The 26,439-nt window shown below is 72.6% G+C and carries 29 protein-coding genes; 17 read left to right on the top strand and 12 right to left on the bottom strand.

What is annotated here, in order from left to right; all coding sequences use genetic code 11:
- The first annotated feature begins 39 nt into the window (after positions 1–39).
- From otsB to DY262_RS09525, 5 genes are all read left to right on the top strand, one after another.
- The gene (gene otsB / locus DY262_RS09545; protein ID WP_116958686.1) at positions 40–774 is read left to right on the top strand and encodes a trehalose-phosphatase; all 735 of its coding nucleotides are present in this window, start codon (positions 40–42) and stop codon (positions 772–774) included.
- Positions 771–2,597 (top strand): glycoside hydrolase family 15 protein, encoded by a 1,827-nt coding sequence (locus tag DY262_RS09540; RefSeq protein WP_116958685.1) that lies wholly within the window; start codon positions 771–773, stop codon positions 2,595–2,597. The genes otsB and DY262_RS09540 overlap by 4 nt, the downstream gene beginning before the upstream one ends.
- A complete protein-coding gene (locus DY262_RS09535) occupies positions 2,594–3,988 on the top strand; it encodes an alpha,alpha-trehalose-phosphate synthase (UDP-forming) (RefSeq protein WP_116958684.1) in 1,395 nt (464 codons plus the stop codon). Before DY262_RS09540 ends, DY262_RS09535 begins: the two co-directional genes overlap by 4 nt.
- Positions 3,985–4,896 (top strand): mechanosensitive ion channel family protein, encoded by a 912-nt coding sequence (locus tag DY262_RS09530; protein ID WP_116958683.1) that lies wholly within the window; start codon positions 3,985–3,987, stop codon positions 4,894–4,896. The genes DY262_RS09535 and DY262_RS09530 overlap by 4 nt, the downstream gene beginning before the upstream one ends.
- A 123-nt stretch (positions 4,897–5,019) precedes the next feature.
- Positions 5,020–5,442, top strand: a complete 423-nt coding sequence (locus DY262_RS09525; RefSeq protein ID WP_116958682.1) for a hypothetical protein — start codon at positions 5,020–5,022, stop codon at positions 5,440–5,442.
- 31 nt (positions 5,443–5,473) lie between these two features.
- Here the strand turns inward: DY262_RS09525 and DY262_RS09520 are convergent, their stop codons facing one another.
- From DY262_RS09520 to DY262_RS09500, 5 genes are read right to left on the bottom strand one after another with little or no spacing between them, the layout of a single operon-like run.
- A complete protein-coding gene (locus DY262_RS09520) occupies positions 5,474–5,728 on the bottom strand; it encodes a hypothetical protein (protein WP_116958681.1) in 255 nt (84 codons plus the stop codon).
- A gap of 53 nt (positions 5,729–5,781) precedes the next feature.
- Positions 5,782–6,765 (bottom strand): glucokinase, encoded by a 984-nt coding sequence (glk, locus tag DY262_RS09515; protein ID WP_116958680.1) that lies wholly within the window; start codon positions 6,763–6,765, stop codon positions 5,782–5,784.
- Between the two features lie 26 nt (positions 6,766–6,791).
- On the bottom strand, positions 6,792–7,241 hold the full coding sequence (gene trxC / locus DY262_RS09510) for a thioredoxin TrxC (protein WP_116958679.1): 450 nt from the start codon (positions 7,239–7,241) through the stop codon (positions 6,792–6,794).
- A gap of 44 nt (positions 7,242–7,285) precedes the next feature.
- A complete protein-coding gene (locus DY262_RS09505; protein ID WP_070400356.1) occupies positions 7,286–7,480 on the bottom strand; it encodes a DUF2905 family protein in 195 nt (64 codons plus the stop codon).
- Positions 7,481–7,482: 2 nt separating this feature from the next.
- The gene (locus tag DY262_RS09500; RefSeq protein ID WP_116958678.1) at positions 7,483–8,625 is read right to left on the bottom strand and encodes a class I SAM-dependent methyltransferase; all 1,143 of its coding nucleotides are present in this window, start codon (positions 8,623–8,625) and stop codon (positions 7,483–7,485) included.
- Here DY262_RS09500 and DY262_RS09495 point away from each other — a divergent pair.
- From DY262_RS09495 to DY262_RS09480, 4 genes are all read left to right on the top strand, one after another.
- Entirely contained in the window at positions 8,624–9,400 is a 777-nt protein-coding gene (locus DY262_RS09495; RefSeq protein WP_116958677.1) for an SDR family oxidoreductase, read from the top strand. The genes DY262_RS09500 and DY262_RS09495 overlap by 2 nt on opposite strands.
- A gap of 7 nt (positions 9,401–9,407) precedes the next feature.
- Positions 9,408–9,782 carry a dihydroneopterin aldolase gene (locus DY262_RS09490; protein ID WP_070400359.1) on the top strand — a complete coding sequence of 125 codons (375 nt, stop codon included), beginning with the start codon at positions 9,408–9,410 and terminating at the stop codon, positions 9,780–9,782.
- Positions 9,783–9,905: 123 nt separating this feature from the next.
- A complete protein-coding gene (ttcA, locus tag DY262_RS09485; protein WP_116958676.1) occupies positions 9,906–10,829 on the top strand; it encodes a tRNA 2-thiocytidine(32) synthetase TtcA in 924 nt (307 codons plus the stop codon).
- A 53-nt stretch (positions 10,830–10,882) separates the two neighbouring features.
- Entirely contained in the window at positions 10,883–11,545 is a 663-nt protein-coding gene (locus DY262_RS09480; protein ID WP_116958675.1) for a DUF4136 domain-containing protein, read from the top strand.
- 6 nt (positions 11,546–11,551) lie between these two features.
- On the opposite strand, the gene DY262_RS09475 is transcribed toward DY262_RS09480, so the two are convergent.
- Entirely contained in the window at positions 11,552–13,909 is a 2,358-nt protein-coding gene (locus DY262_RS09475) for a PAS domain-containing sensor histidine kinase (RefSeq protein WP_181936461.1), read from the bottom strand.
- 64 nt (positions 13,910–13,973) lie between these two features.
- Between DY262_RS09475 and DY262_RS09470 the strand changes: the two genes are divergently transcribed.
- Together DY262_RS09470 and DY262_RS09465 are read left to right on the top strand one after the other, a co-directional pair.
- Complete coding sequence (locus tag DY262_RS09470; RefSeq protein ID WP_116958825.1) at positions 13,974–14,624, top strand: histidine phosphatase family protein; 651 nt, start codon at positions 13,974–13,976, stop codon at positions 14,622–14,624.
- Complete coding sequence (locus tag DY262_RS09465) at positions 14,608–15,753, top strand: DSD1 family PLP-dependent enzyme (RefSeq protein WP_116958673.1); 1,146 nt, start codon at positions 14,608–14,610, stop codon at positions 15,751–15,753. The genes DY262_RS09470 and DY262_RS09465 overlap by 17 nt, the downstream gene beginning before the upstream one ends.
- Positions 15,754–15,768: 15 nt before the next feature.
- Here the strand turns inward: DY262_RS09465 and DY262_RS09460 are convergent, their stop codons facing one another.
- From DY262_RS09460 to ruvA, 3 genes are read right to left on the bottom strand one after another with little or no spacing between them, the layout of a single operon-like run.
- On the bottom strand, positions 15,769–16,851 hold the full coding sequence (locus tag DY262_RS09460; protein ID WP_116958672.1) for an SPOR domain-containing protein: 1,083 nt from the start codon (positions 16,849–16,851) through the stop codon (positions 15,769–15,771).
- 15 nt (positions 16,852–16,866) lie between these two features.
- On the bottom strand, positions 16,867–17,925 hold the full coding sequence (gene ruvB, locus DY262_RS09455) for a Holliday junction branch migration DNA helicase RuvB (protein ID WP_116958671.1): 1,059 nt from the start codon (positions 17,923–17,925) through the stop codon (positions 16,867–16,869).
- Positions 17,926–18,501: a Holliday junction branch migration protein RuvA gene (gene ruvA / locus DY262_RS09450; protein WP_116958670.1), complete on the bottom strand. Its 576-nt coding sequence runs from the start codon at positions 18,499–18,501 to the stop codon at positions 17,926–17,928.
- A gap of 108 nt (positions 18,502–18,609) precedes the next feature.
- Here ruvA and DY262_RS09445 point away from each other — a divergent pair, with 108 nt between their 5' ends.
- The 4 genes from DY262_RS09445 to DY262_RS09430 all read left to right on the top strand — a co-directional run bounded on the left by DY262_RS09445 (position 18,610) and on the right by DY262_RS09430 (position 20,945).
- The gene (locus tag DY262_RS09445) at positions 18,610–19,581 is read left to right on the top strand and encodes a PhoH family protein (RefSeq protein WP_116958824.1); all 972 of its coding nucleotides are present in this window, start codon (positions 18,610–18,612) and stop codon (positions 19,579–19,581) included.
- A gap of 28 nt (positions 19,582–19,609) precedes the next feature.
- Entirely contained in the window at positions 19,610–20,044 is a 435-nt protein-coding gene (locus DY262_RS09440) for an MliC family protein (RefSeq protein ID WP_245980913.1), read from the top strand.
- Positions 20,044–20,526, top strand: a complete 483-nt coding sequence (gene ybeY / locus DY262_RS09435; RefSeq protein WP_116958669.1) for an rRNA maturation RNase YbeY — start codon at positions 20,044–20,046, stop codon at positions 20,524–20,526. The genes DY262_RS09440 and ybeY overlap by 1 nt, the downstream gene beginning before the upstream one ends.
- 89 nt (positions 20,527–20,615) lie before the next feature.
- On the top strand, positions 20,616–20,945 hold the full coding sequence (locus tag DY262_RS09430; RefSeq protein WP_116958668.1) for a YegP family protein: 330 nt from the start codon (positions 20,616–20,618) through the stop codon (positions 20,943–20,945).
- A 28-nt stretch (positions 20,946–20,973) separates the two neighbouring features.
- On the opposite strand, the gene DY262_RS09425 is transcribed toward DY262_RS09430, so the two are convergent.
- The 3 genes from DY262_RS09425 to DY262_RS09415 are packed head-to-tail and all read right to left on the bottom strand — an operon-like array spanning position 20,974 to position 24,183.
- A complete protein-coding gene (locus tag DY262_RS09425; RefSeq protein ID WP_116958667.1) occupies positions 20,974–22,770 on the bottom strand; it encodes a DUF4153 domain-containing protein in 1,797 nt (598 codons plus the stop codon).
- A gap of 37 nt (positions 22,771–22,807) precedes the next feature.
- Positions 22,808–23,251 carry a D-aminoacyl-tRNA deacylase gene (gene dtd, locus DY262_RS09420; protein WP_116958666.1) on the bottom strand — a complete coding sequence of 148 codons (444 nt, stop codon included), beginning with the start codon at positions 23,249–23,251 and terminating at the stop codon, positions 22,808–22,810.
- Positions 23,248–24,183 (bottom strand): cation diffusion facilitator family transporter, encoded by a 936-nt coding sequence (locus DY262_RS09415; protein ID WP_116958665.1) that lies wholly within the window; start codon positions 24,181–24,183, stop codon positions 23,248–23,250. The genes dtd and DY262_RS09415 overlap by 4 nt, the downstream gene beginning before the upstream one ends.
- Before the next feature lie 53 nt (positions 24,184–24,236).
- Between DY262_RS09415 and DY262_RS09410 the strand changes: the two genes are divergently transcribed.
- Positions 24,237–25,697, top strand: a complete 1,461-nt coding sequence (locus DY262_RS09410) for a sensor histidine kinase (protein ID WP_116958664.1) — start codon at positions 24,237–24,239, stop codon at positions 25,695–25,697.
- The gene (locus DY262_RS09405; RefSeq protein WP_116958663.1) at positions 25,694–26,332 is read left to right on the top strand and encodes a response regulator transcription factor; all 639 of its coding nucleotides are present in this window, start codon (positions 25,694–25,696) and stop codon (positions 26,330–26,332) included. The genes DY262_RS09410 and DY262_RS09405 overlap by 4 nt, the downstream gene beginning before the upstream one ends.
- Positions 26,333–26,439: the final 107 nt, after the last annotated feature.

Below are 26,439 nucleotides of genomic sequence, written 5' to 3'. Positions count from 1 at the left end.
CTTGCCCCAGGGGCGGGGCCACGGTACGGTGGCGGGCTGATGACGACGCTGCCCACGCTGTCGACCCATGGGTCGGCACTGTTTCTGGACTTCGACGGCACCCTGGCCGAACTGGCCAGCCGACCCGATGCGGTGCGGATCCCTCCCGATTTGCCGAGCCTGCTCGATGCCCTGCACGAGCGGCTGGGGGGCGCGCTCGCGCTGGTCACCGGCCGCGCCCGCATCGACCTGCAGCGCTGGCTGCCGGTGCAGCGCTGGCCCGGCGCCTTCGAACACGGCGCGCTGCGCGTGGGCGCCGATGGCGTCGACCGACTGGCCGTGACGCCCGAGCTGGGCCCCGTGGTGGTGGCGGCGCAGGCCTTCGCCGCCCGCCACCCGGCACTGCTGCTGGAGGTGAAGCAGACCGCCCTGGCCCTGCACTACCGCGCCGCGCCCGAACTGGGGCCGGCCTGCGTGGAGGCGCTGTTCCAGGCCATCGCCAACCACCCCGATCTGCGCCTGCTGCAGGGCAAGGCCGTGGTGGAGGTGAAGGCCGCGCACACCAGCAAGGGCGCCGCCATCGCCGGCTTCCTGCGCGAGCCGCCCTTTGCCGGCCGCCGGCCGGTGTTCGCGGGCGACGACGTGACGGACGAGGACGGCTTCGCGGTGGTCCAGTCGCACGGCGGCGACGGCATCAAGGTGGGCCAGGGGCCGAGCGCGGCGCGCCTGCGCTGCGACAGCCCCCAGGCCCTGCGCGACTGGTTGCGACAACAAACGTACGAGGTTTCGCCATGACCCCAGCGAGTGGATTTGCCTCGCCAGAAGCCGCCTCGCTGCACCTGGGCGTGATCGGCAATTGCACCATCGGTGCGCTGGTCGACTCGCGCGCGCGCATCGTCTGGAGCTGCCTGCCACGCTTCGACGGCGACCCCGTGTTCTGCTCGCTGCTGGGCGGCTCCGACGGCGAGTCCGGCTCCTGGGCCATCGAGATCGAGGACCTGGCCGAGACGCGCCAGCGCTACGAACCCAACACCGCCGTGCTCGTGACCGAGCTGTGGGACCGGCACGGCCAGGGCCTGCAGGTGGTCGATTTCGCGCCGCGCTTTGCCGCGCGCGGGCGCTTCTTCCGGCCCATGCAGATCGTGCGGCGCGTGCGCGCGCTCAAGGGCACGCCGCGCATCCGCGTGCGTCTGGCGCCGCGCTTCCATTGGGGCTCTCAGGCGCCGCGCATCACCTCGGGCAGCAACCACGTGCGCTACGTGGGCGAGGACCTCACCCTGCGCCTCTACACCGACGCACCCATCAGCCACGTGCTCTCCAGCGAGCCCTTCCTGCTGGTGCATGAGCACAACTTCCTGCTCGGCCCCGACGAAACCGTGGCCGGCAGCGTGAGCGACGTGGCGCGCCACTTCGAACAGGAAACGCGCGCCTACTGGCGCACCTGGAGCCAGCGCCTGGCGCTGCCGCTGGAGTGGCAGGAGGCGGTGATCCGCGCGGCCATCACGCTCAAGCTCTCGCTGTTCGAAGACACCGGCGCCATCGTCGCGGCCATGACCACCAGCATCCCCGAGGCGCCGAACAGCCAGCGCAACTGGGACTACCGCTACTGCTGGCTGCGCGACGCCTTCTTCGTGGTGCGCGCGCTCAACAGCCTGTCCGAGATCGGCACCATGGAGGACTACCTGCGCTGGCTGTCCGACGTGGTGGTGGGCAGCGCGCGCCTGGACAGCGGCGGCCATGTGCAGCCGCTCTTCGGCGTGGGGCTGGAGCGCCATTTGCCGGAGCGCGTCGTCGACACCCTGCCGGGCTACCGCGGCATGGGCCCGGTGCGCGCGGGCAACCAGGCGCACGAACACTTCCAGCACGACGTGTACGGCAACATCGTTCTCGCGTCCTCGCAGGCCTTCCACGACCGCCGGCTGCTGCACCCGCCGGGGCGCGCCGAGTTCGAGCGGCTGGAGGCCGTGGGCGAGCATGCGCGGCGCGTCTTCGACCAGCCCGACGCCGGCATGTGGGAGCTGCGCACCCGCGCGCGCGTGCACACCTCCTCGGCGCTGATGAACTGGGCCGCCTGCGACCGGCTGGCCAAGATCGCGCGCACCCTGCACCTGCCCGATCGCGCCGCCTATTGGGCTGGCCACGCGCAGGCCATGCGCGAGCGCATCCTGGCCGAGTCCTGGAGCGAGCAGCGCCAGGCCTTCGCCGCGGCCTTCGGCGACCACGACCTGGACGCCAGCGTGCTGTTGATGGCCGAGGTCGGCTTCATCGACCCCAAGGACCCGCGCTTCCTTTCCACGCTGCACGCGCTGGAAGCCCACCTGTGCGACGGCCCCTACATGCGCCGCTACGAGGCCGCCGACGACTTCGGCAAGCCCGAAGTGGCCTTCAACATCTGCACCTTCTGGCGCATCGACGCGCTGGCGCGCACCGGGCGCGTGCGCGAGGCGCGCGAGGTCTTCGAGGCCATGCTCGCGGTGCGCAACCCGCTGGGCCTGCTGTCCGAGGACACGCACGCCACCACCGGCGAAATGTGGGGCAACTTCCCGCAGACCTATTCGATGGTGGGACTGATCAACGCCGCCGTTCGCCTGTCGGCGCACTGGGATTCGGTGGTATGAGCCGCCTCGTCGTCGTCTCCAACCGCATCGCCGATCCGCGCAAGACCGCGGCCGGCGGCCTGGCCGTGGCCCTGGGCCAGGCACTGGAGGCCAGCGGCGGCCTGTGGTTCGGCTGGAGCGGGCGCATCGCCGAGAACGGCGCGCCCGGCCAGGGCGAGGTCAACCGCCAGCAGGCCGGCGCGGTGCAGCTCGTCACCCTGGACCTCAGCCGCGAGGACCACGACAGCTACTACCTGAACTACAGCAGTGGCGTGCTGTGGCCGGTGCTGCACTACCGCCTCGATCTGGCCGACTTCGACAGCGGCGGCATCGCGGGCTACCGGCGCGTGAACCAGCTCTTCGCGCAGAAACTCAAGGCCCTGCTGCGGCCCGACGACATCATCTGGGTGCACGACTACCACCTGATCCCGCTGGCGGCCGAGCTGCGCGCCATGGGCTGCGAGCAGCGCATCGGCTTCTTCCTGCACGTGCCCTTGCCGCCACCGCTGATGCTGGCCGCGCTGCCCGAACACGACTGGCTGATGCGCTCGCTCTTCGCCTACGACCTCGTGGGTTTCCAGAGCCAGACCGACGTGACGCACTTCGAGCGCTACGCCAGCGACGAACTGCGCGCGCAGTGGGTGGGCCAGCACGGCTGGCACGCCTTCGGCAAGACCCTTCAGGTGCGCGCCTTCCCCATCGGCATCGACGTGGACGAGTTCCAGGCCCTGGGCGAAGGCAAGGACGCGCGCGAGATGTTCGAGCAATTGCGCAGCGACTACGCGCGCCGCCGCCTGCTGGTGGGCGTGGAGCGCATGGACTACTCCAAGGGCCTGCCGCAGCGCCTCAAGGCCTTTCGCACCCTGCTGCAGAACTACCCCGAGAACCAGGGCAGCGCCACGCTGATCCAAATCGCCTCGCCCAGCCGCGAATCGGTGGACGCCTACGCCGCGCTGCGCGCCGAACTGGAGAGCCTGTCGGGCGCCATCAACGGCGAGCACGGCGAACTCGACTGGATGCCGCTGCGCTACATCCACCGCAACGTGGCACGCAAGCGCCTGCCCGGCCTGTACCGCGCGGCCGCCGTGGCCCTGGTCACGCCGCTGCGCGACGGCATGAACCTGGTGGCCAAGGAATTCGTGGCCGCGCAGGACCCGGCCGACCCCGGCGTGCTCGTGCTCTCGCGCTTCGCGGGCGCGGCCGAACAATTGAGCGAGGCCCTGCAGGTCAACCCCTACGACACGGCGCGCACGGCCGAAACCATTCAGCGCGCGCTGCAGATGCCGCTGGCCGAGCGCCAGCAGCGCCACGCGGCGCTGCTGCAACGCATCCGCGCGCAGGACGTGCACTGGTGGCGCGAAAACTTCCTGCGCGCCTTGCGCGACACACAAGAACCGGAGAAAGAACCATGAACGAGAACCTCATCGACGTCGCCACCGGCTGGTGGCAGGGACTGGGCAGCCTGGCCACCAGCGGGCTGCGCATCGTGCTCATCCTGATCCTGGCCTGGGTCGTGGTCGGCGTCGCCCAGCGCGCCATCCGCCTGCTGCGCAACCGCGTGGCCGGCCGGCTCGACGACGACCGCGAGGCGATCAAGCGCGCGGAGACGCTCAGCCGCGTGTTCCGCTACCTGGTGGTGGTGGTGGTCAGCCTGATCGCGGGCATGCTGGTGCTGGGCGAGCTGGGCGTATCGGTGGCGCCCATCCTCGGCGCCGCGGGCGTGGTCGGCCTGGCCGTGGGTTTTGGCGCGCAGAGCCTGGTGAAAGACTACTTCACCGGCTTCTTCCTGCTGCTGGAGAACCAGATCCGCCAGGGCGACGTGGTGCAGCTGGGCAGCCACTCCGGCGTGGTCGAGGAGGTCACGCTGCGCTACGTGCAGCTGCGCGACTACGACGGCAATGTGCACTACGTGCCCAACGGCACCATCACCACGGTCATCAACATGACGCGCGGCTTCAGCCAGGCGGTCTGCGACATCGCCGTCTCGGTGCACGAGGACGTGGACGCCGTGGTCCGGGTCATCCGCGAGGTCGCCGCCGGGCTGCGGGCCGACGAGGCCTTCGGCGAACGCATCCTGGCCGACCTGGAAGTGGCGGGCGTGGAGCGCTGGGACAACGCCTCGGTGGTGATCCGCTGCCGCTTCCGCACCCTGCCCATCGAGCAGTGGGGCATCCGCCGCGAGTTCCTGCGCCGGCTCAAAGGCGCGTTCGTCGCGCGCGGCATCCGCCTGCCCTACCCCAACCTCACGGTGCACGCCGACGCCGAGGCCGCCAACGCCGCCAGCCTGCGCGAGGCCGCCGCCGCGGCGGCCGCGCGCTGAGGCCCCGGGCCGGCGCCCCGCCGTGGTGCGATTGCCCGAGCGCGGCAGGCAGGATTTCCGGACGGCCTTGGCCCCGCGGGCGACCCGGTGCCACCATGGCTCCTCCTACCGCCGGAGGCCGCCATGCCCTCAAGCAACCCGCTCAACCCACCACTCGCCGAAGGCATCCGGCGCCTGGGGTTTCGCAAGTGGTACGAGCGCGAGCTGCTCTCCAGCCACGCGCACATGGCCCTGGCGGTGCTGGCCGCCGTGGCCATGCTGGCGAGCTTCGAGGCCTTCGATGGCGCCAGCGCGGGCGAGAAGCTGATGAACACCGCCTTCGTGGTGCTCACCGCCGGCATCACGCTGTGGGCGCTGCAGCGCTACACCTACCTGCTGATGCACGCCGAGGAAGTGGCCAACCAAGCCAACTGCCCGCGCTGCCACGCCTACGGGCAGCTGAGCCTGTCGGAGCGGCCGGTGCGCGGCGGCGAGGACGGCGCGGCGCGCCTGGTGCCGGTGTGCTGCAAGCGCTGCGCGTTCGAGTGGGACGTGGACGATAGCTAGCGCGCGCCGTCGCGCGCCTCCGCCGCCGCCTTCACATGCCCGCGAACACCGAATCGCTCTCCGCGTGGGCCGAGCCCACGAAGACACGCAGCATCGGGCCCTGCAGGTCGTGCTCCCACAGGCGGCCCTGGATGGTGAACTGGCGGCCGCCGACGCGGAACACGTCGCCCGGTATGGGCGCGGCGCCGTGGCCGCGCCAGTAGTCGGGCACCACCAGCTGCATGCGCCGCAGCCAGGCCTGGTCCTCGGGGGTGAAGACGAGCACGGTTCTGAGCGGGGTGGTCATGGGGTCTCCTGGTGGCGCGGCGGGCGAGGGCCCAGGTTAGCGCAAGGCGCGGCTCAGTCCAAGCCGTCCAGGCCGCGCGCCGCGCCCAGCAGCGCGGGCGATTCGCGCGCGGTGATCACCCACACCGGAATGGCGCGCAGGTAGCCGTTGAAGCGGCCCTTGTCCTCGAAGCGCGCGCGAAAGGGCGAGGTGTCGAACCAGGCGCCCAGGCGCGGCACGATGCCGCCACCCAGGTACACCCCGCCGCGCGCGCCCAGCGTGAGCGCGAGGTTGCCGGCCACCGAACCCAGCAGCGCGCAGAACAGGTTCAGCGCCTCCAGCGCCTGCGGCTGGCCGTGCTGGAGCGCGGCCTCGGTCACGTCGGCCGCGCGCTGCACGCCCCGCACGGCCACGCCGTCGGCTTCGCAGAGCACCCGGAAGCTGTCGAGCAGGCCCGCGCCCGAGCACACGCGCTCGGCCGAGGCCCGGCCGTGGCGCGCCGCCAGCGCGTCCATCAGCAAGCGCTCGCGCGGCGTGGCGGCCGGCAGCGTGACGTGGCCGCCCTCGCCCTCCAGCGGCACCCAGCCGTCGGCGCCGCAGGGCAGCAGACCCGACACGCCCAGCCCCGTGCCAGGGCCCAGCAGAGCGCGCGCGGCGCGCGGCACGGCATCGCCGCCGCCCAGTTGGCGCAGATCGCTCGCCGGCAGCACCGGCAGCGCCAGGGCCAGGGCGGTGAAGTCGTTGAGCACGCGCAGCCGCTCCCAGCCCATCTCGGCCCGCAGCGCGCGCTGCGAGAAGGCCCAGTCGTGGTTGGTCATGCGCACCGCGTCGCCCGTGACCGGGTTGGCGATGGCGATGGCCGCGGCGCGCACGCGGCGCGGGCCCAGCCCACCCAGGTACTCGCGCAGGGCGTCCTGCACACCCGGGTAGCGGGCCACGGGCAGCACGCGCACATCGCTCAAGGGCTCACCGGGCGCGGACTGGAAGGCGAAACGGGCGTTCGTGCCGCCGATGTCGGCGAGCAGCCGGCCACCGGGGCTGGGGATGCGCTGGCTCATGGCGGCCGATGATAGGCCGCGCCCACTCAGCGGGGCAGGTGGGCGCGCACCCAACGCACGATGTCGGCCGCGCCCATGGCGCCGGGCTGGCGCGCGATCTCGCGGCCGCCCGAGAACAGCGCCAGCGTGGGAATGCTGCGGATGTTCATGGCCGCCGACAGCCCGGGCGCCTCTTCGGTGTTGAGCTTCACCAGCCGCACGCGCGGCTCGAGTTCGCGCGCCGCCGCCTCGAACTGCGGGGCCATCGCACGGCAGGGGCCGCACCAGGGCGCCCAGAAGTCCACCAGCACCGGCAGGCTGGAGCGTTCGATGGTCTTGCGCAGGCCGGCCTCGTCCAGCGCCACCGGCGCGCCCGTGAACAGCGGGGCGTGGCAGCGGCCGCAATCCGGCGCGCGGTCCAGCGCGTCGGGCGCGAGCCGGTTGGTGGTGCCACAGTGCGGGCAGACGAGGTGCAGGGGGGCGGCGGGGGCGTTCATGGCCCCCAGATGAAGGCCGGCGCGCCGATTGCAAGCCCGCGGGCTCAGACCAGGTAGCCGATGAGGCTGGCGATGAAGCTCAGCAGCACGGTGCTGGCGAAAGGCAGGAACCAGTCGCGGCCAAAGGCGCGGAAACGCAGATCGCCCGGCAGCCGACCCAGGCCCAGGCGGCGCAGCAGCGGCGTGGCCCAGCTGATGAGCAGCAGCGCCAGGAAGATGACGATCATCCAGCGGATCATGCTCAGAGCCGGTGGGTGCGGTCGCCCTGCGCGAAGCCGATCGGCGTCCAGCCCCCGGCGCTGGCGGGCGGCGCCAGCGCGATGACCTTGAACAGCTCGCCCATCTCGTGCTCAAGCACCAGCATCTGCATGCGCGAGCGCTCGCGCGGGTCGGCGCCCTGGGCGAGTTCGACCAGGCCCAGGTTGATGAGGAAGCGCCCCTGGCTGGTGTAGCCGATGACGTCCAGCCCCGCGTCCTGCGCCGCCAGCGCCACGCCGGTGAAGTTCACGTGCGCGGTGATGTCCTTCTCGCCCGGGTGATCGAGCACGGCGTCGTCGCTGCGGTGGGCGCGGTGCGCCACCAGCGTGCCCATGTGGCGCTGCGGGTGGTAGTACTCGGCCTCGGGGAAGCCGTAGTCGATGAACAGGGCCGCGCCGCGCGCGAGCCGGTCGGCGATGGTGCGCACGAAGGCCTCGACCTGCGGGTGCACCTCGGTGGTGTAGTCGTGCTCGCCGGGCACCGCCAGCGGCGGGCGCAGGGCGGTGGGCCGGTCCGCCCAGGCAAAGCCCTCGCCGGCGCGCACGACCACCCGCTCGTGCCAGACCCCGCCGAGGCGCGCCAGCGGCGTCACGGGAATGGCGTCGAGGATTTCGTTGCCCACCAGCACGCCCTCGAAGCGCTCGGGCAGCACCTCGACCCAGCGCACGCAGTCGCCGAAGGCCGCGAGGCGCTCGCGCTGGCGCTGGCGCAGCTCGCCCGGCAGGTCGACGATGGTGTAGCGCTCCAGGCGCTCGCCCGCCGCGTCCAGCGCCGCGATCAGCCCGGCCGCCAACGCCCCGCTGCCGGCGCCGAACTCCCACACCTCGCGCGTGCCCGTGGCCTGCAGGGCCTGCGCCACCTGGCGGGCCAGCGCGCGGGCGAACAGCGGCGTGAGCTCGGGTGCGGTGACGAAATCGCTGCCCTGGGCCGGGAAATGGCCGAATTTGGGCGTGGCCGTGGCGTAGTAGCCCAAGCCCGGCTCGTACAGCGCCATGCTCATGAAGCGCTCGAAGGGGATGTGGCCACCGGCCGCGTCGATGGCCGTGCCGATGCGCGCCGACAGGGCGCTGGCTACACTCCCGGGCTGGTTCACGAATGGGGCGTTCACGCGCCGATTGTCACCCATGCCCTCCCCTCATCCGCCCCGCACCGCGCTGGTCACCGGCGCCGGCCGGCGCCTGGGCCGGGAGATCGCCCTCACCCTGGCGCGCGCCGGCTGGAACGTGGCCGTGCACCACCGCCACTCGCTCGACGAGGCCCGCCAGACGGCGGCCGACTGCGAGGCCGCGAGCGGCCGCGCCGGCAGCGCCCACACCTTCTTCGCCGACCTGTCGGACGAGGCCGGCGCGCGCGCCCTGCTGCCCGCCGTGGCCGCGCGCTTCGGCGCCGTGGACGCGGTGGTCAACAGCGCCTCCACCTTCGAGCACGACAGCGCCGGCAGTTTCGACTTCGCCACCATGGAAGCCCACCTGCGCGCCAACACCGGCGCGCCCGTGCTGCTGGCCCAGGCCCTGCACGCCCACCTGGCCGAGCGCGACGCGCGCGGCGCGGTGGTCAACCTGCTGGACCAGAAACTGTGGAACATGAACCCCGACTTCTTCAGCTACACCCTGTCCAAGGCGGCGCTGGAGGCGGCCAACACCATGCTGGCCCTGGCCCTGGCCCCGCGCGTGCGGGTGGTGGGCGTGGCACCCGGGCTCACGCTCACCAGCCACCTGCTCAGCGACGAGCGCTTCGAGCAGCTGCACCGCCAGTCGCCGCTGGGCCGCTCCTCCACCGCGGCCGACGTGGCCGCCGCCGTGGCCTTCGCGCTGGACAACGGCTCCATCACCGGCACCACGCTGCTGGTGGACGGCGGCCAGCACCTGATGCGCTTCGAGCGCGACTTCTCCCTCATGTGAGGACCGCATGATCCCCACGACCGCCGCCACCCAGATCCTCACCCTCACCGGCCTGCGCTTCGACGCCAACCTGGGCATCCTCGACCGCGAAAAACACGCGCCGCAGCCCATACAGGTGGACGCCGAGCTCAACCAGGGCACGCAGCCCCTGCTGCCCAAGGACGACGACATCACCCACGTGCTCGATTACCGCAAGGTGCGCCAGATCATCATCGACGAGTGCACCGCCGAGCACGTGAACCTGCTGGAGAGCCTGATCGGCAAGCTCACGCGCCGGCTCATGCAGTTGCCCGGCGTGATCGGCGTGCGCGTGAAGATCGCCAAGCTGGAAATCTTCGAGGACTGCGAGGTCGCCATCCGCATGGAAAGCGGGCAGTGGTGAACAGAGACACCCCCTGCGGCGCTGCGCGCCTCCCCCCTCCAGGGGGGCGATGCCGACGGCCCGGCGAAGCCGGCTCCGTGGCATCGCCGGGTTATGCGGGCTGGCGCTCGCCAAGGAATGGCCATGAACATTGAACTGGAAAACCACAAGCTCGAGAAGCGGCTGTGCCGCGAGGTCGGGCGCGCCATCGTCGACTACAACATGATCGAGGAAGGCGACCGCGTCATGGTCTGCCTCTCGGGCGGCAAGGACAGCTATGGCCTGCTCGACATCCTGCTGAAGCTGCAGCAGCGCGCGCCGGTGAAGTTCGAACTGATCGCGGTCAACCTCGACCAGAAGCAGCCCGGCTTCCCCGAGCACGTGCTGCCCGAGTACCTGACGAAGCTGGGCGTGAGGTTCCACATCGAGAACCAGGACACCTATTCCATCGTCAAGCGCGTGATCCCCGAGGGCAAGACCCTGTGCAGCCTGTGCAGCCGGCTGCGCCGCGGCATCCTCTACCGCGTGGCCGACGAACTCGGCGCCACCAAGATCGCGCTCGGCCACCACCGCGACGACATCCTGCAGACCCTGCTGCTCAACCTGTTCTTCGGCGCCAAGCTCAAGGGCATGCCGGCCAAGCTGGTGAGCGACGACGGCAAGCACGTGGTGATCCGGCCCCTGGCCTACGTGCCCGAGAAAGACCTGGTGCGCTGGGCCGAGCTGCGCCAGTTCCCCATCATTCCCTGCACCCTGTGCGGCAGCCAGGAAAACCTGCAGCGCAAGCAGGTGGGCAACCTGCTGCGCGAGTGGGAGAAGAAGTACCCCGGCCGGGTGGAGAACATGGCCAGCGCGCTGCAGAACGTGGTGCCCAGCCACCTGATGGACCGCGCGCTGTTTCCGTTTGAAACGCTGCGCGCCACCGGCGTGCCGGACGACAGCGGCGACAAGGCCTTCGACGACGAGCCCGTGGCCGCGCCGGCCGCGCAGCCCTGCGCCGCGCCCGCGCCGCAGGGGAACCCGGCCGCGCCGCGCGCGGTCATACCCATCGCCACCGAAGCCAGCTGAGGCGCATCCGCACCACGCCAGCCACGAAGGGCCCCTCAACGCAGGAGACGTCCATGCCCTCGATCCGCCTTTTCGTCCTTGCCCTGGCCGCGCTGCTGCTGTCGGGCTGCGCGTCCGTCATCCTGGTCGACAACCAGGTGGAGAGCTTTCCGCGCTGGCAGGACCGCGCGGCCCATGCGGCGGTGCCCACGCCGCCGCAGGTCTACCGCTTCGAGCGCCTGCCCTCGCAGCAACAGGACCAGCGCGCCGCGCGCGGCCAGGACGAGCTGGAGCGCTACGCCGAGGCCGCGCTGGCCAAGCTGGGCTGGACGCGCGCCGCCGCCAACGTGTCGGCCCCCTGGGCGGTTCAGGTGGGCGCCAGCAACGTGCGCCTACCGCGCGCGCCCTGGGAAGACCCCTGGGACACCTGGGGCTGGGGCCCCTTCGGATCGCCTTTCGCCATGCCCGGGCGCGACTACGTGGTCACGGGCACCGGCCAGGTGGTCTTCTTTCCCATGATGGCCCCGCGCTTCGAGACCCCCTACTACCAGCGCGCGGTGTCGCTGGTGATCCGCGACGCCGCCAGCGGGCGCGTGGTGTACGAAACGCGCGCCGCGCACGATGGTCGCTGGAACAGCACACCCGCGCTGTGGACGGCCATGCTCGACGCCGCGCTGCAGGGCTTCCCGGCGCCGCCCGCGGGCCTGCGGCAGGTCAACATCGAAGTGCCACGCTGAGGCGCCTCAGGCCGGCGCGGCGGCCAACAGTTCCCGGATCGCCAGCGCCAGCGCGTCCATGCTGTCCTGCTTGGACAGCACCTCGTGCACCCCGGCGGCGGCGGCCTCGCTCACCAGCCACTCGTTCACCTGCCCCGACACGATGGCGACGCGCAAGGCCGGGCGCAGCAGCCGCACGGCGCGCGCCACGTCCAGGCCCGACAGGCCTGGCATGTTCTGGTCCGTCACCAGCAGATCCGCGGGCTCATCGGGGTGGGCCTTGAGCCAGTCGAGGGCCGTCTCGCCCGAAGCGAACGGCGTCACCCGCACGCCGTGGCGGCCGAGCAGGCGCTGCACCAGCCCCACCAGCGCCTCGTAGTCGTCCACGTACAGCACATGCCGTCCGCTCAGGGCGTGCAGCGGCGCCGGGTCGGTGCGCGCTGCGGGCAAGGGCGCGACCGGGGCGCCGTCCCCCGCCGCCAGCGGCAGGTAGACATCGAACCGGGTGCCCTGCCCCGGGGTGCTGTCCAGGGTGATGGTGCCCTTGTGCGCTTTCACGATGCCGTGCACCACCGCGAGCCCCAGTCCCGTGCCTTCGCCGGGCGGCTTGGTGGTAAAGAAGGGTTCGAACACGCGCCGCCGCGTATCGGCGTCCATGCCGGGCCCGTTGTCGGCCACGCTCAGGCAGGCATAGTCACCGGGGCCCATGCCGCCCAGGCGCAGCGCCCGCGCGGCGTCCACGGATTCGGGGCCCAGGGCCACGGTGATCTCGCCGGCACGGCCCGAGAAAGCCTGCCAGGCGTTGCTGCACAGGTTCATCAGCACCTGCTGCACCTGGGTGCCGTCGGCCATGACATACAGCGGTGCCGGCGACAAGCGCGTGTCCAGGCGCACGCCCGCCGGCAGCAGCGTGCGCATCAGGCGCAGCGCTTCGTCCACCAGGGGCAATAGGGCTTGCCGCTCCATGGTCTGGGCCTGGCGGCGGCTGAAGGTGAGGATCTGCTGCACGAGCTGGCGGGCGCGGATGGCCGCACGATTGATCTCGGCCAGGCTTTCCTGCGCGGGATGCTCGGGTCCGACGTCCTCGCGGGCCAGCACCAGGTTGCCCAGGATGGCCGCCAGCAGGTTGTTGAAATCGTGCGCCACGCCGCCGGCCAGGGTGCCAATGGCCTCCATCTTCTGGCGCTCGCGCAACTGCGCCTCGAACTGGCGCTGCTGCTCCTCCGCCTGTTTGATCTCGGTGATGTCGGTGTGCGTGCCGACCAGGCGCGTCGGGCGGCCCTGGGCGTCGCGCTCCACCGCGGCGCCGCGCGTGAGCACCCATATCCAACGACCATCGCGCGTGCGAACCCGGTGCTCGTTGCGGTAGGCGGCTATGCGCCCCTCGAAATGCGCCTGGCGCGCGACGAGCATGGCGGCCAGGTCGTCCGGGTGCGTGCGCTCGTCCAGGTCGGCGGCGAAGCCACGAAAGTCCTCGCGCGAATAGCCGTACATCGACAGCAGGCTGTCGGACAGGTATTCCTCGCCCGTGACCAGGTTCCAGTCCCACACGCCGTCGCCCGCGCTCTCCAGCGCCATCTTCCAGAGCGCCTCGCTGCGGTGCAGCGCCTCTTCCATGCGCTTGGGTTCGGTGATGTCGAGCAGAACGCCTACGCGGTGCACGCCCTCCTCGTCGCGGTAGACCTCGCAGGAGCGGTTGTGCACCCACTTGAGGACGCCATCGGGAGTGACGACGCGAAACTCGCCCGAGAGCACCGCCTTGCCATCCAGCAGCGCCTGCGTTTCGGCCGCCAGGCGCAGGCCTTCGTCCGGGTGCAGAAGGCGCGAGATCAGCGTGGGGTCGTCCACCAGGGCCTCGGGCTCGACGCCCAGCAACTCGCGTGCGCCCGAGCTCACGTAGCGGTAGCGGCGCGTGCCGTCGTGGCGCACGACGATGGAAAACACCACGCCGGGAATCTGGTCCGCCAGCGCCTGCATGCGCTCCTGCTGTTCCCGGAGGAAGCGCTGCTGCTGCACGCGCTCGGTGATGTCTTCCACCGTGCCTTCGTAGTGCAACACCTGGCCTGCCCCGTCGCGCACGGCGTGCGCGTTCTCGCTGACCCAGGCGCGCTCGCGCGTCTTGTGGCGGTAGACCTCCGACACGAAGCCGCGCACGAAGCCGTCGCGTTCGAGCAGGTGGCGGAATTCGTCGCGCCGGCGCGGGTCCACGTACCACTCGGAGGCGATGTCGCCGACGCCGGCGATCAGCGCGGTCTCGCTGTCGTGGCCGTTGAAGCGCACCAGGGCCTCGTTGGCCCGGATCATCCGGCCGTCGGGGGCGCTGCGGTAGGCGCCGATCGGCAGGAAGTTGAACAGCGATGAGAAGTCGCCATCGGGCGTGGCCATGCGCGGCATTGTCTCGCAAGGACCGGTACATTTCATCCAGATCGACCCACCCCACGGACGCCCCTTGCAAGTCACCCGCCTCCTGGCCGTGCGCCACGGTGAGACCGCCTGGAACCGCGACACGCGCATCCAGGGCCACACCGACATCGACCTCAACGACCACGGCCGCTGGCAGGCCGGTCGCCTGGCCGAGGCCCTGCGCGACGAGCCCATCGCCGCCATCTACAGCAGCGACCTCAAGCGCGCGCGCGACACCGCCCAGGCGGTGGCCGAGACGCGCACCTTGCCGGTGCACGCGCACATCGGCCTGCGCGAGCGCGGCTTCGGACGCTTCGAAGGCCACACCTGGGACGAGCTGGAGCTGCGCTACCCCACCGAAACCCTGGCCTGGCGCAAGCGCATGCCCGACTTCGCGCCGCCCGGTGGCGAAACCCTGCTGGAGCTGCGCGAGCGCGTGGTGGGCGCGGCCCTGGAGCTGGCCGCGCGCCATCCGGGCGAGCAGATCCTGCTGGTCGCGCACGGCGGCGTGCTGGACGTGCTCTACCGCGCCGCCACCCGGCTGGAGCTGCAGGCCCCGCGCAGCTGGCAGCTCGCCAACTGCGCCATCAACCGCCTGCTGTGGTCGCCCGAAGGCCTGGCCCTGGTGGGCTGGGGCGATGTGGGCCACCTGCAGGTGAGCGACGACCAGGGGGTGCTGGATGAGCGCAGCGCCTGAGCGTTTCCTCGGCCTGGTCGGCCAGGGCGTGGCCGCCATCGACACGCCCGCGCTGGTGATCGACCTGGACGCCATGGAGCGCAACCTGCATCGGCTGGCCGACTGGTGCCGGGCGCGCGGCCTGCGGCTGCGCCCGCACGCCAAGATGCACAAGTGCGCCGAGCTGGCGAAGCTGCAGATGGCGCATGGCGCCGTGGGCGTGTGCGTGCAGAAGACCGGCGAGGCGCTCGCGCTGGCCGCCGCCGGCGTCACCGACATCACCATCACCAACGAGGTGGTGGACCCGACCAAGCTGGCGCGCCTGGCGCGCGCCGTGCGCGCGGGCGGCACGCGCTTCGCCCTGGCGGTGGACAGCGCCCTCGGCATCGAGCGGCTCGCGCACGCCCTGGCCGAAGCCGGCGTGCGGGCGCCGGGCGCGATCGACGTGCTGGTGGAAATCGACGTGGGCCATGGCCGCTGCGGCGCGGCGCCGGGCGAGCCGGCCGTGGCGCTGGCGCGGGCCGTCGCCTCGCACGCCGCGCTGCGCTTCGCCGGCCTGCAGGCCTACCACGGCGCGGCACAGCACCAGCGCACGCCCGAGCAGCGCCGCGCCACCGTGGCCCGCGCCGCCGAGGCCGTGGCGCGCACGCGCGCGCTCATCGAAGGCGCGGGCCTGGCGGTGCCGCTGGTCACGGGCGCGGGCACCGGCACCTTCGTGCACGAGGCGGCCAGCGGCCAGTGGGGCGAGCTGCAGGCCGGCTCCTACCTCTTCATGGACGCCGACTACGCCGCCAACACCGCCGATGAGAACGCGCCAGGCTTCGAGCACGCGCTGTTCGTCAAGGCGCAGGTGATGAGCCGGCCCGAGGGACGCGCCGTGGTCGACGCCGGCCACAAGAGCCATGCCATCGACAGCGGCCTGCCGCGCGTCTGGCTGCCCGAGGGCCTGGCGTTCGCCAACGGCGGCGACGAGCACGGCGTGCTGCATGGCCCGGCCCTGCCCGCGCTGGGCGAAACGGTCTGGCTGGTGCCGGGCCACTGCGACCCCACCGTGAACCTGCACGACCACCTGATCGGCGTGCGCGGCGGCCTGCTCACGGGCCGCGTGGAGCGCGTGCTGCGGGTGGACGCGCGCGGCGCGCTGGACTGAGCGGCCGGCGCGCCCTCAGGGGCCGAACACGCGGGCCTCCAGGCCCAGGTTGCGCACGGTCTCGGCCGCGGTCTCGGCCTGCTCGCGCGTCTCGAACGGGCCGACGCGCACGCGCGTGAGCGGGCCGCGCGCCGACTCCACCGGGTCGCTGCGCACCGGCAGGCCGGCCTGGCGCAGCCGCGTGGCCGCGCGCTCGGCGTTGGCCGGGTCGCCAAAGATGCCCACGTTGACGCCGTGGCCGTGCCAGCGGGGGCGCGGCGCGTCGGTGGGGCCGGCGCTGTCGCCGCTCGCGCCGGGGGCCGGCGGCGCGGCAGCAGGCGCCGCCGCTGCGGGCGTCGCCAGGGCCGGGGCCGGCGTGGGCGCCGCCGAGGTCACCGTGCCCACCACCACCGCCCCACCGGGGGGGACAGCGGGGGACACCGGCGACACGGGCTCGATCACGCCCTCGGTGGACGGCGGCGGCGCGGGCGCGGCCGCGGGTACGGGCGGGGAGGCCGCCGGCGCCCCGGCCACCCCCTGCGGCGCCAGCACCGGCTCGGGCGCGGCCGCCACGGGGCCACCACCCGTGCGCAGCCCCAGCGTGCCCAGCAACGCCACCTGGGCCAGCAACGCCAGCACCCAGACCCAGCGCCCCGGCCCGCCGCGCTGCAACAGGCCGCAGGCCTCCTGCACCGTTCGCGCGCGGCGCACGGCCTGGGTCATGCGCTGGCGCACGTCGGCGTGCAGCCAGGCCGTGCCCCACCAGCCGGGCACCACCACCGCCAGCACGCCGATCGAGGCCAGCAGGCCCCAGCGCACGCCCGCCGGCCAGGCCGCCATGAAACCCCGCGCCCACCAACACAGCCCCAGCGCGGCGGCCAGGGCCAGGGCGTACAGCAGGGCCTGGCGCCACAGCCGCCGGTACAGCAGCCAGTTCAGGTTCAGCCAGGCCGCCGCGTGGTTCCAGTGCGTGCCCGCCAGGCCGCGCTCGTCGAAGCGCGCAAACACCGGCAGGTAGTCGGCCGTGCGGCCCGGGCCCAGCGCCGCGCGGTACAGCGCCTCGGTGGCGCTGGCCAGCGCCGCGGTGTCCGGGGGAGCGGGGGTCGGCGCGTTGGACATGGCGGGTTGGGCGGCTCAGTCGGCGGCGCCGAACAGGCCGCCCTCGGTGCGCGGCGGGTTCACGCCCAGGTGGCGGTAGGCCGCCAGTGTGGCCGTGCGTCCGCGCGGCGTGCGCTGCAGGTAGCCTTGCTGGATCAGGTAGGGCTCGATCACGTCCTCGATGGTGTCGCGCTCCTCGCCGATGCTGGCGGCGATGTTGTCCAGGCCCACGGGCCCGCCGTCGAAGCGGTGGATCACGGCCTCCAGCAGCTTGCGGTCCATCAGGTCGAAGCCCTGCGGGTCGACGTCGAGCATGGCCAGGGCGCGCTCGGCGATGTCCTTGCTGATGCGGCCGCTGCCCTTCACGTCGGCGTAGTCGCGCACGCGGCGCAGCAGGCGGTTGGCGATGCGCGGCGTGCCGCGCGAGCGGCGCGCGATCTCGAAGGCACCGTCCTCATCGATGGGCGCGTTGAGCAGCCCGGCGCTGCGCCGCACGATGCGCGCGAGTTCCTCGGCCGAGTAGAACTCCAGCCGCGCGACGATGCCGAAGCGGTCGCGCAGCGGGTTGGTGAGCATGCCCGCGCGCGTGGTGGCGCCCACCAGCGTGAAGGGCTGCAGGTCGAGCTTGATGCTGCGCGCGGCCGGGCCCTCGCCGATCATGATGTCGATCTGGTAGTCCTCCAGCGCGGGGTAGAGGATCTCCTCCACCACCGGCGAGAGGCGGTGGATCTCGTCGATGAAGAGCACGTCGTTGGGCTCGAGGTTGGTCAGCAGCGCCGCCAGGTCCTTGGGTTTTTCGAGCACGGGGCCGCTGGTCTGGCGCAGGTTCACGCCGAGTTCCTGGGCAATGATGTGCGACAGCGTGGTCTTGCCCAGGCCGGGCGGGCCGAACAGCAGCACATGGTCCAGCGCCTCGGCGCGCTTCTTGGCGGCGCCGATGAAGATCTCCAGCTGCTCGCGCACCTTCATCTGGCCCACGTACTCGTCGAGCAGCTTGGGCCGCAGCGCGCGCTCGATCGCCTCTTCCTTGGGCGAACCCGCCAGCGGCGAGATCACGCGCGGCGCGGGGGCGAAGTCGTCGGTCTGGATGCTCATTTATTTGGCCAGCGCCTTCAGCGCCAGCTTGATGCCCTCGGCCACGCCCACCTCGGCCGGCAGGGCCTTGAGCGCGGCGGTGGCGTCTTTCTCGTTGTAGCCCAGGGCCATGAGGGCCTGCTGGATATCGGCCTGGGCATCGCTGCGCGCAGCGCCCGCGGGAAGGCCCAGGTCCACGCCGAGCTTGCCCTTGAGCTCCAGCAGCAGCCGCTCGGCCGTCTTCTTGCCGATGCCGGGCACCTTGACGATGCGCCCGGTCTCCTGCGTGCTCACGGCCTGGGCCAGGTCGTTCACCGACAGGCCCGAGAGCACCGCCAGCGCGGTGCGCGGGCCCACGCCACTGATCTTGATGAGCTGGCGAAAGGCGTCGCGCTCGGGCGCGGTGGCGAAGCCGTAGAGGATCTGCGCGTCCTCGCGCACCACGAAGTGCGTCAGCAGCGAGACCCGCTCGCCGCTGGCGGGCAGGTGGTAGAAGGTGCTCATGGGCACGTCCACCTCGTAGCCCACGCCATGGCAGTCCAGCAGGATCTGGGGCGGGTTCTTCTCCAGCAGCGTGCCGCTCAACTTGCCTATCATCGGTGTCCTTTTGGTCGTTCGCCGGGTCGCCCCAGGAACGACCGCGCCCCTCGCAGGGGCCTGGCGAAGCCAGGGTTGGGGGCCCTCTTTTTCTTCGGGATTATCGGCTTGATTCTCAGACATACCTTCAGCCCACCGGACAACACCCGCATGGCCCACCTGTGCGGGCCGCTCGACGCCCACATCCGCGCCATCGAGTCCGCGCTGCAGGTCAAGGTGGCGCACCGCTTCGAGCAGTTCCGCGTCGAAGGCCCCAAGGCCAAGGCGCAGCGCGCCATGGAAGTGCTGCAGGCCCTGTACGAGATGGCGCGCGGCCCGATCCCGGCCGAGCAGGTGCAGCTCATGCTCAACGGCAACACCGCGCTGGAACACCCCGGCGAGGGCGCGCTGAGCATGCAGACGCGCCGCGGCGAGGTGCGCGGGCGCACGCCCAACCAGGTGGGCTACCTGGAGAACATGGCCGCGCACGACATCACCTTCGGCATCGGCCCCGCGGGCACCGGCAAGACCTACCTGGCGGTGGCCTGCGCGGTGGACGCGCTGGAGCGCAGCGCGGTGCAGCGCATCGTGCTCACCCGCCCGGCCGTGGAAGCGGGCGAGAAGCTGGGCTTCCTGCCCGGCGACCTGGGCCAGAAGGTGGACCCCTACCTGCGCCCGCTGTACGACGCCCTGTACGACCTGATGGGCTTCGACCGCGTGCAAAAGGCCTTCGAGCGCCAGCAGATCGAGATCGCGCCGCTGGCGTTCATGCGCGGTCGCACGCTCAACCACGCCTTCGTCATCCTGGACGAGGCGCAGAACACCACGCCCGAGCAGATGAAGATGTTCCTCACCCGCATCGGCTTCGGCAGCAAGGCCGTGGTCACCGGCGACGTGAGCCAGATCGACCTGCCGCGCACCCAGCTCAGCGGCCTGATCGACGCCGAGCGCGTGCTCAAGCGCGTGCCGGGCATCGGCTTCACGCGCCTGACCAGCGCCGACGTGGTGCGCCACCCGCTGGTGGCGCGCATCGTCGACGCCTACGAGGCCCGCAGCCCGTCGCGCGAAGAGGCCGAACCGGCCCGCCGACGCGCCGGCTGACCCGCGCCAACCCCCAGGGAGGACCCGCATGCCACCGATCAGACCGCTCACCCTCGCCGCCCCGCTCGCCGCCGCCCTGCTGGCCGGCGGCTGCGCGCTGCACCAGCACCCGTCGGCGCCCGCCACCCAGGGCAGCATTCAGGGCCCGGGCTACAGCAGCGAGACCGTGCGCTACCGCTGCGAGGGCGGCGCCGAAATCGAGGTGGCCTACCTGGAGTTCGGCCATGGCGACAGCTTCGCGGCGCTGCACCACCAGGGCCGCACGGCGCTGCTCAAGAGCCGGCCCAGCGCTTCGGGTGTGCGCTACATCGCGCTGGACGAACAGCACAGCCTGCGCTGGAACACCAAGGGCGAGGAAGGCTTCCTGAGCTTCCTGGCGGCCGACCACACGGCACAGGAGCGCACGCTGCTGGCCAACTGCCGCTCGATCCCCTCCCTCAACGCCGGCAAGGCGGCCAGCTGATGGCCCTGCCCGCGCTCACCCTTTCGCTGCAGTTCGCGCGCTTCGACGGCGTGACCGAACACCGCGCCGCGCTGCCGCGCGCCTTCGTGGCGCGCTGCCTGCGCCGCGCGCTCGATGGCGACGCCGAACTCACCGTGCGCATCGTCGACGCTGAGGAGGGCCAGGCCCTCAACCGCGACTACCGCGGCCGCGACTACGCCACCAACGTGCTCACCTTCGACTACGCCCAGGAGCCCCTGGTGATGGCCGACCTGGTGCTGTGCGCGCCGGTGGTGGCGGCCGAAGCGAAACAGATGAAGAAGCCCCTGGCCGAGCACTACGCGCACCTGCTGGTGCACGGCGCGCTACACGCCCAGGGCTGGGACCACGAAACCAGCGAGGCCGACGCCGAGGCCATGGAGGCGCGCGAGACCGAGGTGCTGGCCGCGCTGGGCCAGCCCGATCCCTACGCCCGATCGCGCCGCCCCCGCAAGCCCGGGTAAATCCCCAGCAAAACGCCGGGGCACGGCGGCCGGCCGCCCCGCCCGCTCGCTAGCATGGGCTGGTCATCCACCCCAACCGAGGAGCGTCCATGGCAGGCTGGTACGAACTCACGAAGAACGGCAAAGGTCAGTATTCCTTCGTGCTCAAGGCGGGCAACGCGCAGGTGATCCTGCGCAGCGAGCAGTACGAGGCCAAGCCCTCGGCCCAGGGCGGCATCGAGTCGGTGCAGAAAAACTCGCCGCTGAGCGAGCGCTACGAGCTCAAGACGGCCAGCGACGGCAGCCCCTACTTCAACCTGAAGGCCTCGAACGGCCAGGTCATCGGCACCAGCCAGATGTACGCCTCCGAGGCCGCGCGCCAGAACGGCATCGACTCGGTGAAGACCAACGGCCCCAGCAAGGACGTGCGCGAGCCCTGATCCCACGCGACGGGCGCGCGACGGTGGCTCAACCGCAGTCGCGCGCGCCGTCCCAGCGCTGCACCGGAAAGCGCAGGCCGCCGGCGCCCAGGTCGCGCCCGGGTGGCACCAGCAGGTCCACCCGGCCCTCGCGCACGGCGTCGAACAGGGCCTGGTGGCCGGCCTGCGGCGCGCAGTTCGTGTCCAGGCCCTGGTCGGGCAGGTGGCCGCGCACGGCCCACTGCCCGCGCCCGTCGGCCCGCCAGATGCGCGCGCCGCCCGCCTCGCGCGCGCCCGGCGCCTGGCGCGCGAGCAGCGCATAGGCCCCATCGCCCAACACCTCGGGCGGCAGGCGCCAGATGAGGCAGGTCTGGGCCTCGCAGGCGCCCGGCAGGCCGCCGTCGCGCGCCAGGGCCTCCAGCAGCGCCGGCGGCGCCGTGGCGCCCGGCGGGAACACCGGCAGGGCGCGCAACCGTTCGGCCAGGCGCTCGCGCCGCGTCGTCGGGTCGCTCAGGGCGTCGCGCGCCAGCGCCTGGCGCGCGGCAGGCACGCCGCCGAACACCGGGTCGTCGGCGGCCAGGGCCTGCAGGGCGCGCCGGCCGAACACGCCGCCCTCGCGCGCGAGGTAGCGGATCGGGTCCTGCTCGTCGCTGGTGCCCCGCGCCAGGCGCTGCAGCTGGTCGTTCACGCTCACGCGGCGCGGGTCGATGGCGCCGCCCAGCAACGCCAGGATGCCCAGCACCACCACCGCCGCGGCCACGGCGTTGGTGGCGGGCACCAGGCAGCGTTCGGCACGGCCCAGCCACTCGGCCATGGCGTTGAGCGTGTAGCCCAGCGCGAACACCGCCACCACGACCGCCACGAACAGGCCCCAGAGACGGTCCACCGTCCAGCCGTACTGGCCGATGCGCAGGCCCAGCGCGTACAGCGCCACCGCCACCATGGGCAGCAGCACCAGAAGGCCGGTCGACAGGGCGCGGCGCAGCCAGCGCGGGTAGCGCGGCGCGTCCAGCCCGCCGCGCGAACTGGCGTTGACCAGCAGCACGCACAGCACCGCGAACCACAGCAGCAGGAAGGCCGCGCGCCGCGTCTGCAACAAGGGCTCGACACCCTGCACCAGCCAGCTCGCCACGAAGGCCACGCCCAATGCGCCCGCCAGCGGGTAGATCCAGCCGCACAGCTGCGTGAGCCGCTCGAACAGGAAGCGCGCCACGGTGCGCTGCGTGACCGCCAGCGACACGCCATAGGAAAACACCAGCGTGGTGGCGGGAATCCAGAACGCGCCGCGTTCGATGAGCTCGCCCAGGAAGGGCAGGCGCACCAGGCGAAACAGCGCCGCCGCGCTGAACATCACCAGCCAGAACAGGCCGGTGACCAGCCCGCCCTGCGCCAGCAGCAGGGTGTTGTGCAGCAAGGCGTCGAACCAGGACTCGTAGCGCACGCGGCCCTCGCGCGCCACGGCGGCGGCGGGCACGGCGACCATGAGCGCCAGGCCCAGCACGAAGGTGGGCCGCAGGTAGTCTTCCTCGCGGAAAGGCGCCTGCTCGCGCGCGCGCTCGGCCAGCCCGCCCACGGTCAGCCCGTGGTAGGCCCCGATGGCCAGGGCCAGCGCGCCCACGCCGAGTGCGATGGCCACGCGGCGCTGCAGCGGGGCCGCGCTGGCGAGGTAGAAGCCCAGCGGCGCCAGCGCCATCAGCAGGAACAGCGGCATGAAGGCCACGGCCTCGGTGGCCGGCCAGGCGCCGCGGCGCGCGGTCTCGTAGAGGGCGTAGGCCAGAGCGGCCTGCAAGGCCCCCACCAGCAGGTGGGCGCGGGCCTCGGATGCGGGGGCGGCGGGGGTGTGCAAGCGGTCCTCCTGAAAGCGCCCGGGCACCGGCGCGGGCTCAGGCCGTCAGGCGCATCGGGATCGTCACCGGCCCGTCGTTCACCAGGTGCACCTGCATGTCGGCACCGAAGCGGCCGGTGGCCACCTGGGGATGCGCGGCGCGCGCGGCGGCCACGAAGGCATCGTAGAGCGATTCGCCGAGCGCGGGCGGCGCGGCGTGGGTAAAGCCCGGGCGGTTGCCACCCGAGGTGTCGGCCGCCAGGGTGAACTGGCTGACGATGAGCAGGCCGCCGCCCACGTCCTGCAGGCTGAGGTTCATCTTGCCGGCGCCGTCGGCAAAGACGCGCAGCTTGAGCACCTTGTTGAGCAGCTTCAGGCCCACGGCCGGCGTATCGGCGGGCTCGGCGCAGACCAGCGCCAGCAGGCCGGGCCCGATGGCGCCCACGGTCTGGCCGGCGATGTCGACACGGGCCTGGCTCACGCGTTGCAGCAGGGCAATCACTGGAGGGTCTCCTCGGGTTCCTTGACGGCCAGCGCTTCCACGCCGGTGGGCAGCAGCTGGATGCTGGCGCGCAGGCCGGGCACGGCCTGCATCAGCGCCTGCTCCACCTCGCCGCGCAGCGCCGCCGCGCGGCCCAGCGGCCAGGCGGCGGGCAGGTGCATGTGCAGGTCGGCGAAGCGGCGCTGGCCGGCCTTGCGCGTGGTGACGTGGTCGAAGCGCACCAGTGGTTGCTTCTGGGCAAAGCCCGCCAGCACGCGCTCGATGCTGGACTGCAGCTCGGGGTCGAGCGCTTCGTCCATGAGGCCCTGCGAGGCGTCCTTGATGAGGTGCAGGCCCTCGCGCAGGATGTTGAGCGCCACCAGGATGGCCAGCACGGGGTCGAGCCAGAGCCAGCCGGTGACGGCGACCAGGCCGATGCCCAGCACCACGCCGACCGAGGTCCAGACGTCCGTGAACAGGTGGCGCGCGTCGCCTTCGAGCGCGACCGAGCGGTGCACGCGCGAGGCGCGCAGCATCACCCAGGCCAGCACGCCGTTGAACACCGAACTGATGACCGACAGCCACAGGCCCAGGCCCAGCTGCTCCAGCGGCTGCGGCTGCAGCAGGCGCCCCACCGCGGCCCAGACGATGCCGGCGGCCGCCGCGATGATGAGCACCCCCTCGAAGCCGGAAGAAAAGTACTCGGCCTTGTGGTGGCCGTAGGGATGCTCGGCGTCGGCCGGGCGCGCGGCGATGGTGACCATGAGCAGGCCGAAGCTCGCGCCCGCCAGGTTGACCAGGGACTCGAGCGCGTCGGACAGCAGGCCGACCGAGCCGGTGAGCCACCAGGCCGCCGTCTTCAGCGCGATGGTGAGCAGGGCCACGGCGATCGAGGCCTGCAGCAGGCGGCGCGGCGTGAGTCGGTCGAGCAGCGGGGTGATCACGCGCGGCATTGTGGCCCAGGCCCGCCGAACCCTGGTTCAGCGGACGTTGCAGAATCGCCGCCATGCGACGCGCGTGGATGTCCCGGCTGAACTGGATCGCGGCAGGTCTGGCCCTGTCGCTGCTGGGGGCGTGGTTCATCGCCCAGCGCGGCCTGGAGGCGCAGCGCGCCGCCTTCGAGACCGACGCGCGCATCGTGCATCGGCTGCTGAGCCAGCAGGTGGTGCAGCACGACGCGGTGCTCGCCACCCTGGCCCTGCTGGAGCCCGAACGGGCCGAGGCCTTGCCGCGCCTGAGCGCGATCTACCCCCGCCTGCTGAGCGTGATCGCGCGCGCGCCGGACGAGGCCTGGCGGCAGCCGGCGCTGGCGCGCGCCGAGGCGGCCTCGCGCACCGGCGGCCGCGGGGCCATGGCCGATGGCGACCTGGGCACGGGCCGCTACACGCTGGTGCTGGGCGCCGCGGGCGGTGGCGCCTACGCGCTGGTCATCGCGCTCGACGGCCTGGTGCCCGAGGCCGACTGGCCCATGGACCGCGCGCGCAGCCCGGTCCGGGTGGCGCTGCGCTGGAACGGCCAGGCGCATACCCTGCAGGCCGGCCTGCCGCTCACCCAGGGCTGGCGCTTCGACTTCGACAAGGTGGTGGCGGCCGAGAGCCAGCCGTTCCACGCCGTGGCCACGCGCTGGGTCGGCTGGGGCGAACTGCCCTGGCTTGGCATGGGCGCCTGGGCGCTCACCGTGCTGGCGGGGCTGGCCGCCCTGGCGCACGCGCTGCGCCTGCGCGAGGCCCGCCAGCGCGCCGAGGCCCTGCTGCGCCTGGGCCAGCTCGGCCGGCTCAACGCCATGGGCGAATTCGCGGCCGGCCTGGCGCACGAGCTGAACCAGCCCCTGACCGCCGTGCTGGCCAGCACGCAGGCCGCGCAGCGCCTGCTGGCCGACGAACCGCCCGCGCTGGACACCGCGCGCGAGGCCATGGGCCGCGCCGGCGCGCAGGCGCGCCGCGCGGCCGAGGTGCTGGCCCGGCTGCGGCGCGGCCTGCAGCCGCCGGCTGGCGCGGCCGAACAGCGCGCGCTGGACCTGGGCGCCTGCGTGCGCGAGGCCCTGCACCTGCTGCAGCCCGAGATCGACCGGCGCGGCGTGGCCGTGCGCTGGCTGGCCAGCGACCCCGCGGTGGTGCGGGCCGATCCGATCGCCATCGATCAGATCGTGCACAACCTGATCGCCAACGCCCTGCAGGCCATGGACCGCCAGGCCGAAGGCCCGCGCGAACTGCGCCTGGCCGTGCGGCGCGAGGGCGGGCAGGCCGTGCTCGACGTGGCCGACACCGGCCCGGGCCTGCCGCCCGAGGTGCTGCCGCGCCTGTTCGAGCCCTTCTTCAGCACCCGCGAGGGCGGCCTGGGCCTGGGCCTGACGCTGAGCGAATCGCTCGCGCAGGCGCAGGGCGGCCGCCTGGGCGCGGGCGCCGCGCCCGGCGGTGGCGCGCTGTTCTCGCTGCACCTGCCGCTCGACACCGAAACCCCGCCATGAACACCGCCAGCGACGCGCTCTCCCCCACCGTGCACCTGATCGACGACGACGAGGCGGTGCGCGACAGCCTCGCGCTGCTGATCGGCACCGTGGGCCTGCGCGTGGTGGCCTGGGCCGATCCGCGCGCCTTCCTCGCCGGCTTCGAGCGCGACGGCATCGGCGCCATCGTGCTCGATGTGCGCATGCCCGGCATCAGCGGCCTGGGCGTGCTCGACACGCTGGTGGCCCAGGGCGTGGACCAACCCGTGATCATGCTCACCGGCCACGGCACGGTGGACATGTGCCGGCGCGCCTTCAAGGCCGGCGCGGCCGAGTTCCTGGAAAAGCCGGTGGACGACGAGGCCCTGATCGAGGCCCTGCAGCAGGCCGTGCGCCAGCACGTTCAGCTGCGCCAGCGCGCGCAGACCGACCGCGCCGCGCGCGAGCGCTGGCAGCAGCTCTCGCCGCGCGAACGCGAGGTGCTCGCGCTCATCGTCGAAGGCCTGAGCAACAAGGCCATCGCGCGCGCGCTCGACCTGTCGCCGCGCACGGTGGAAACGCACCGCGCCCATGTGTTCGAGAAGCTGGGCGTGGACTCGCTCGCCCAGCTGGTGCGCGGCTACGCGGCCCTGGTGAACGAGACGGGCGCTGCGTAGTTCTACGCAGCCGCGCCCGTAGCCGCGCGAATGGTGCGCGCGGCGGGCGCTTCCTACAGTGCGGGCACGGTTGATCGAACCGCAACGCCTTCACGGAGACCCGCTTC

It is taken from the genome of Hydrogenophaga borbori (assembly GCF_003417535.1).
Taxonomy (GTDB): domain Bacteria; phylum Pseudomonadota; class Gammaproteobacteria; order Burkholderiales; family Burkholderiaceae_C; genus Hydrogenophaga; species Hydrogenophaga borbori.
Note: the sequence above shows the minus strand (reverse complement) of the source record. Positions and strands in the feature narration are given on the sequence as shown.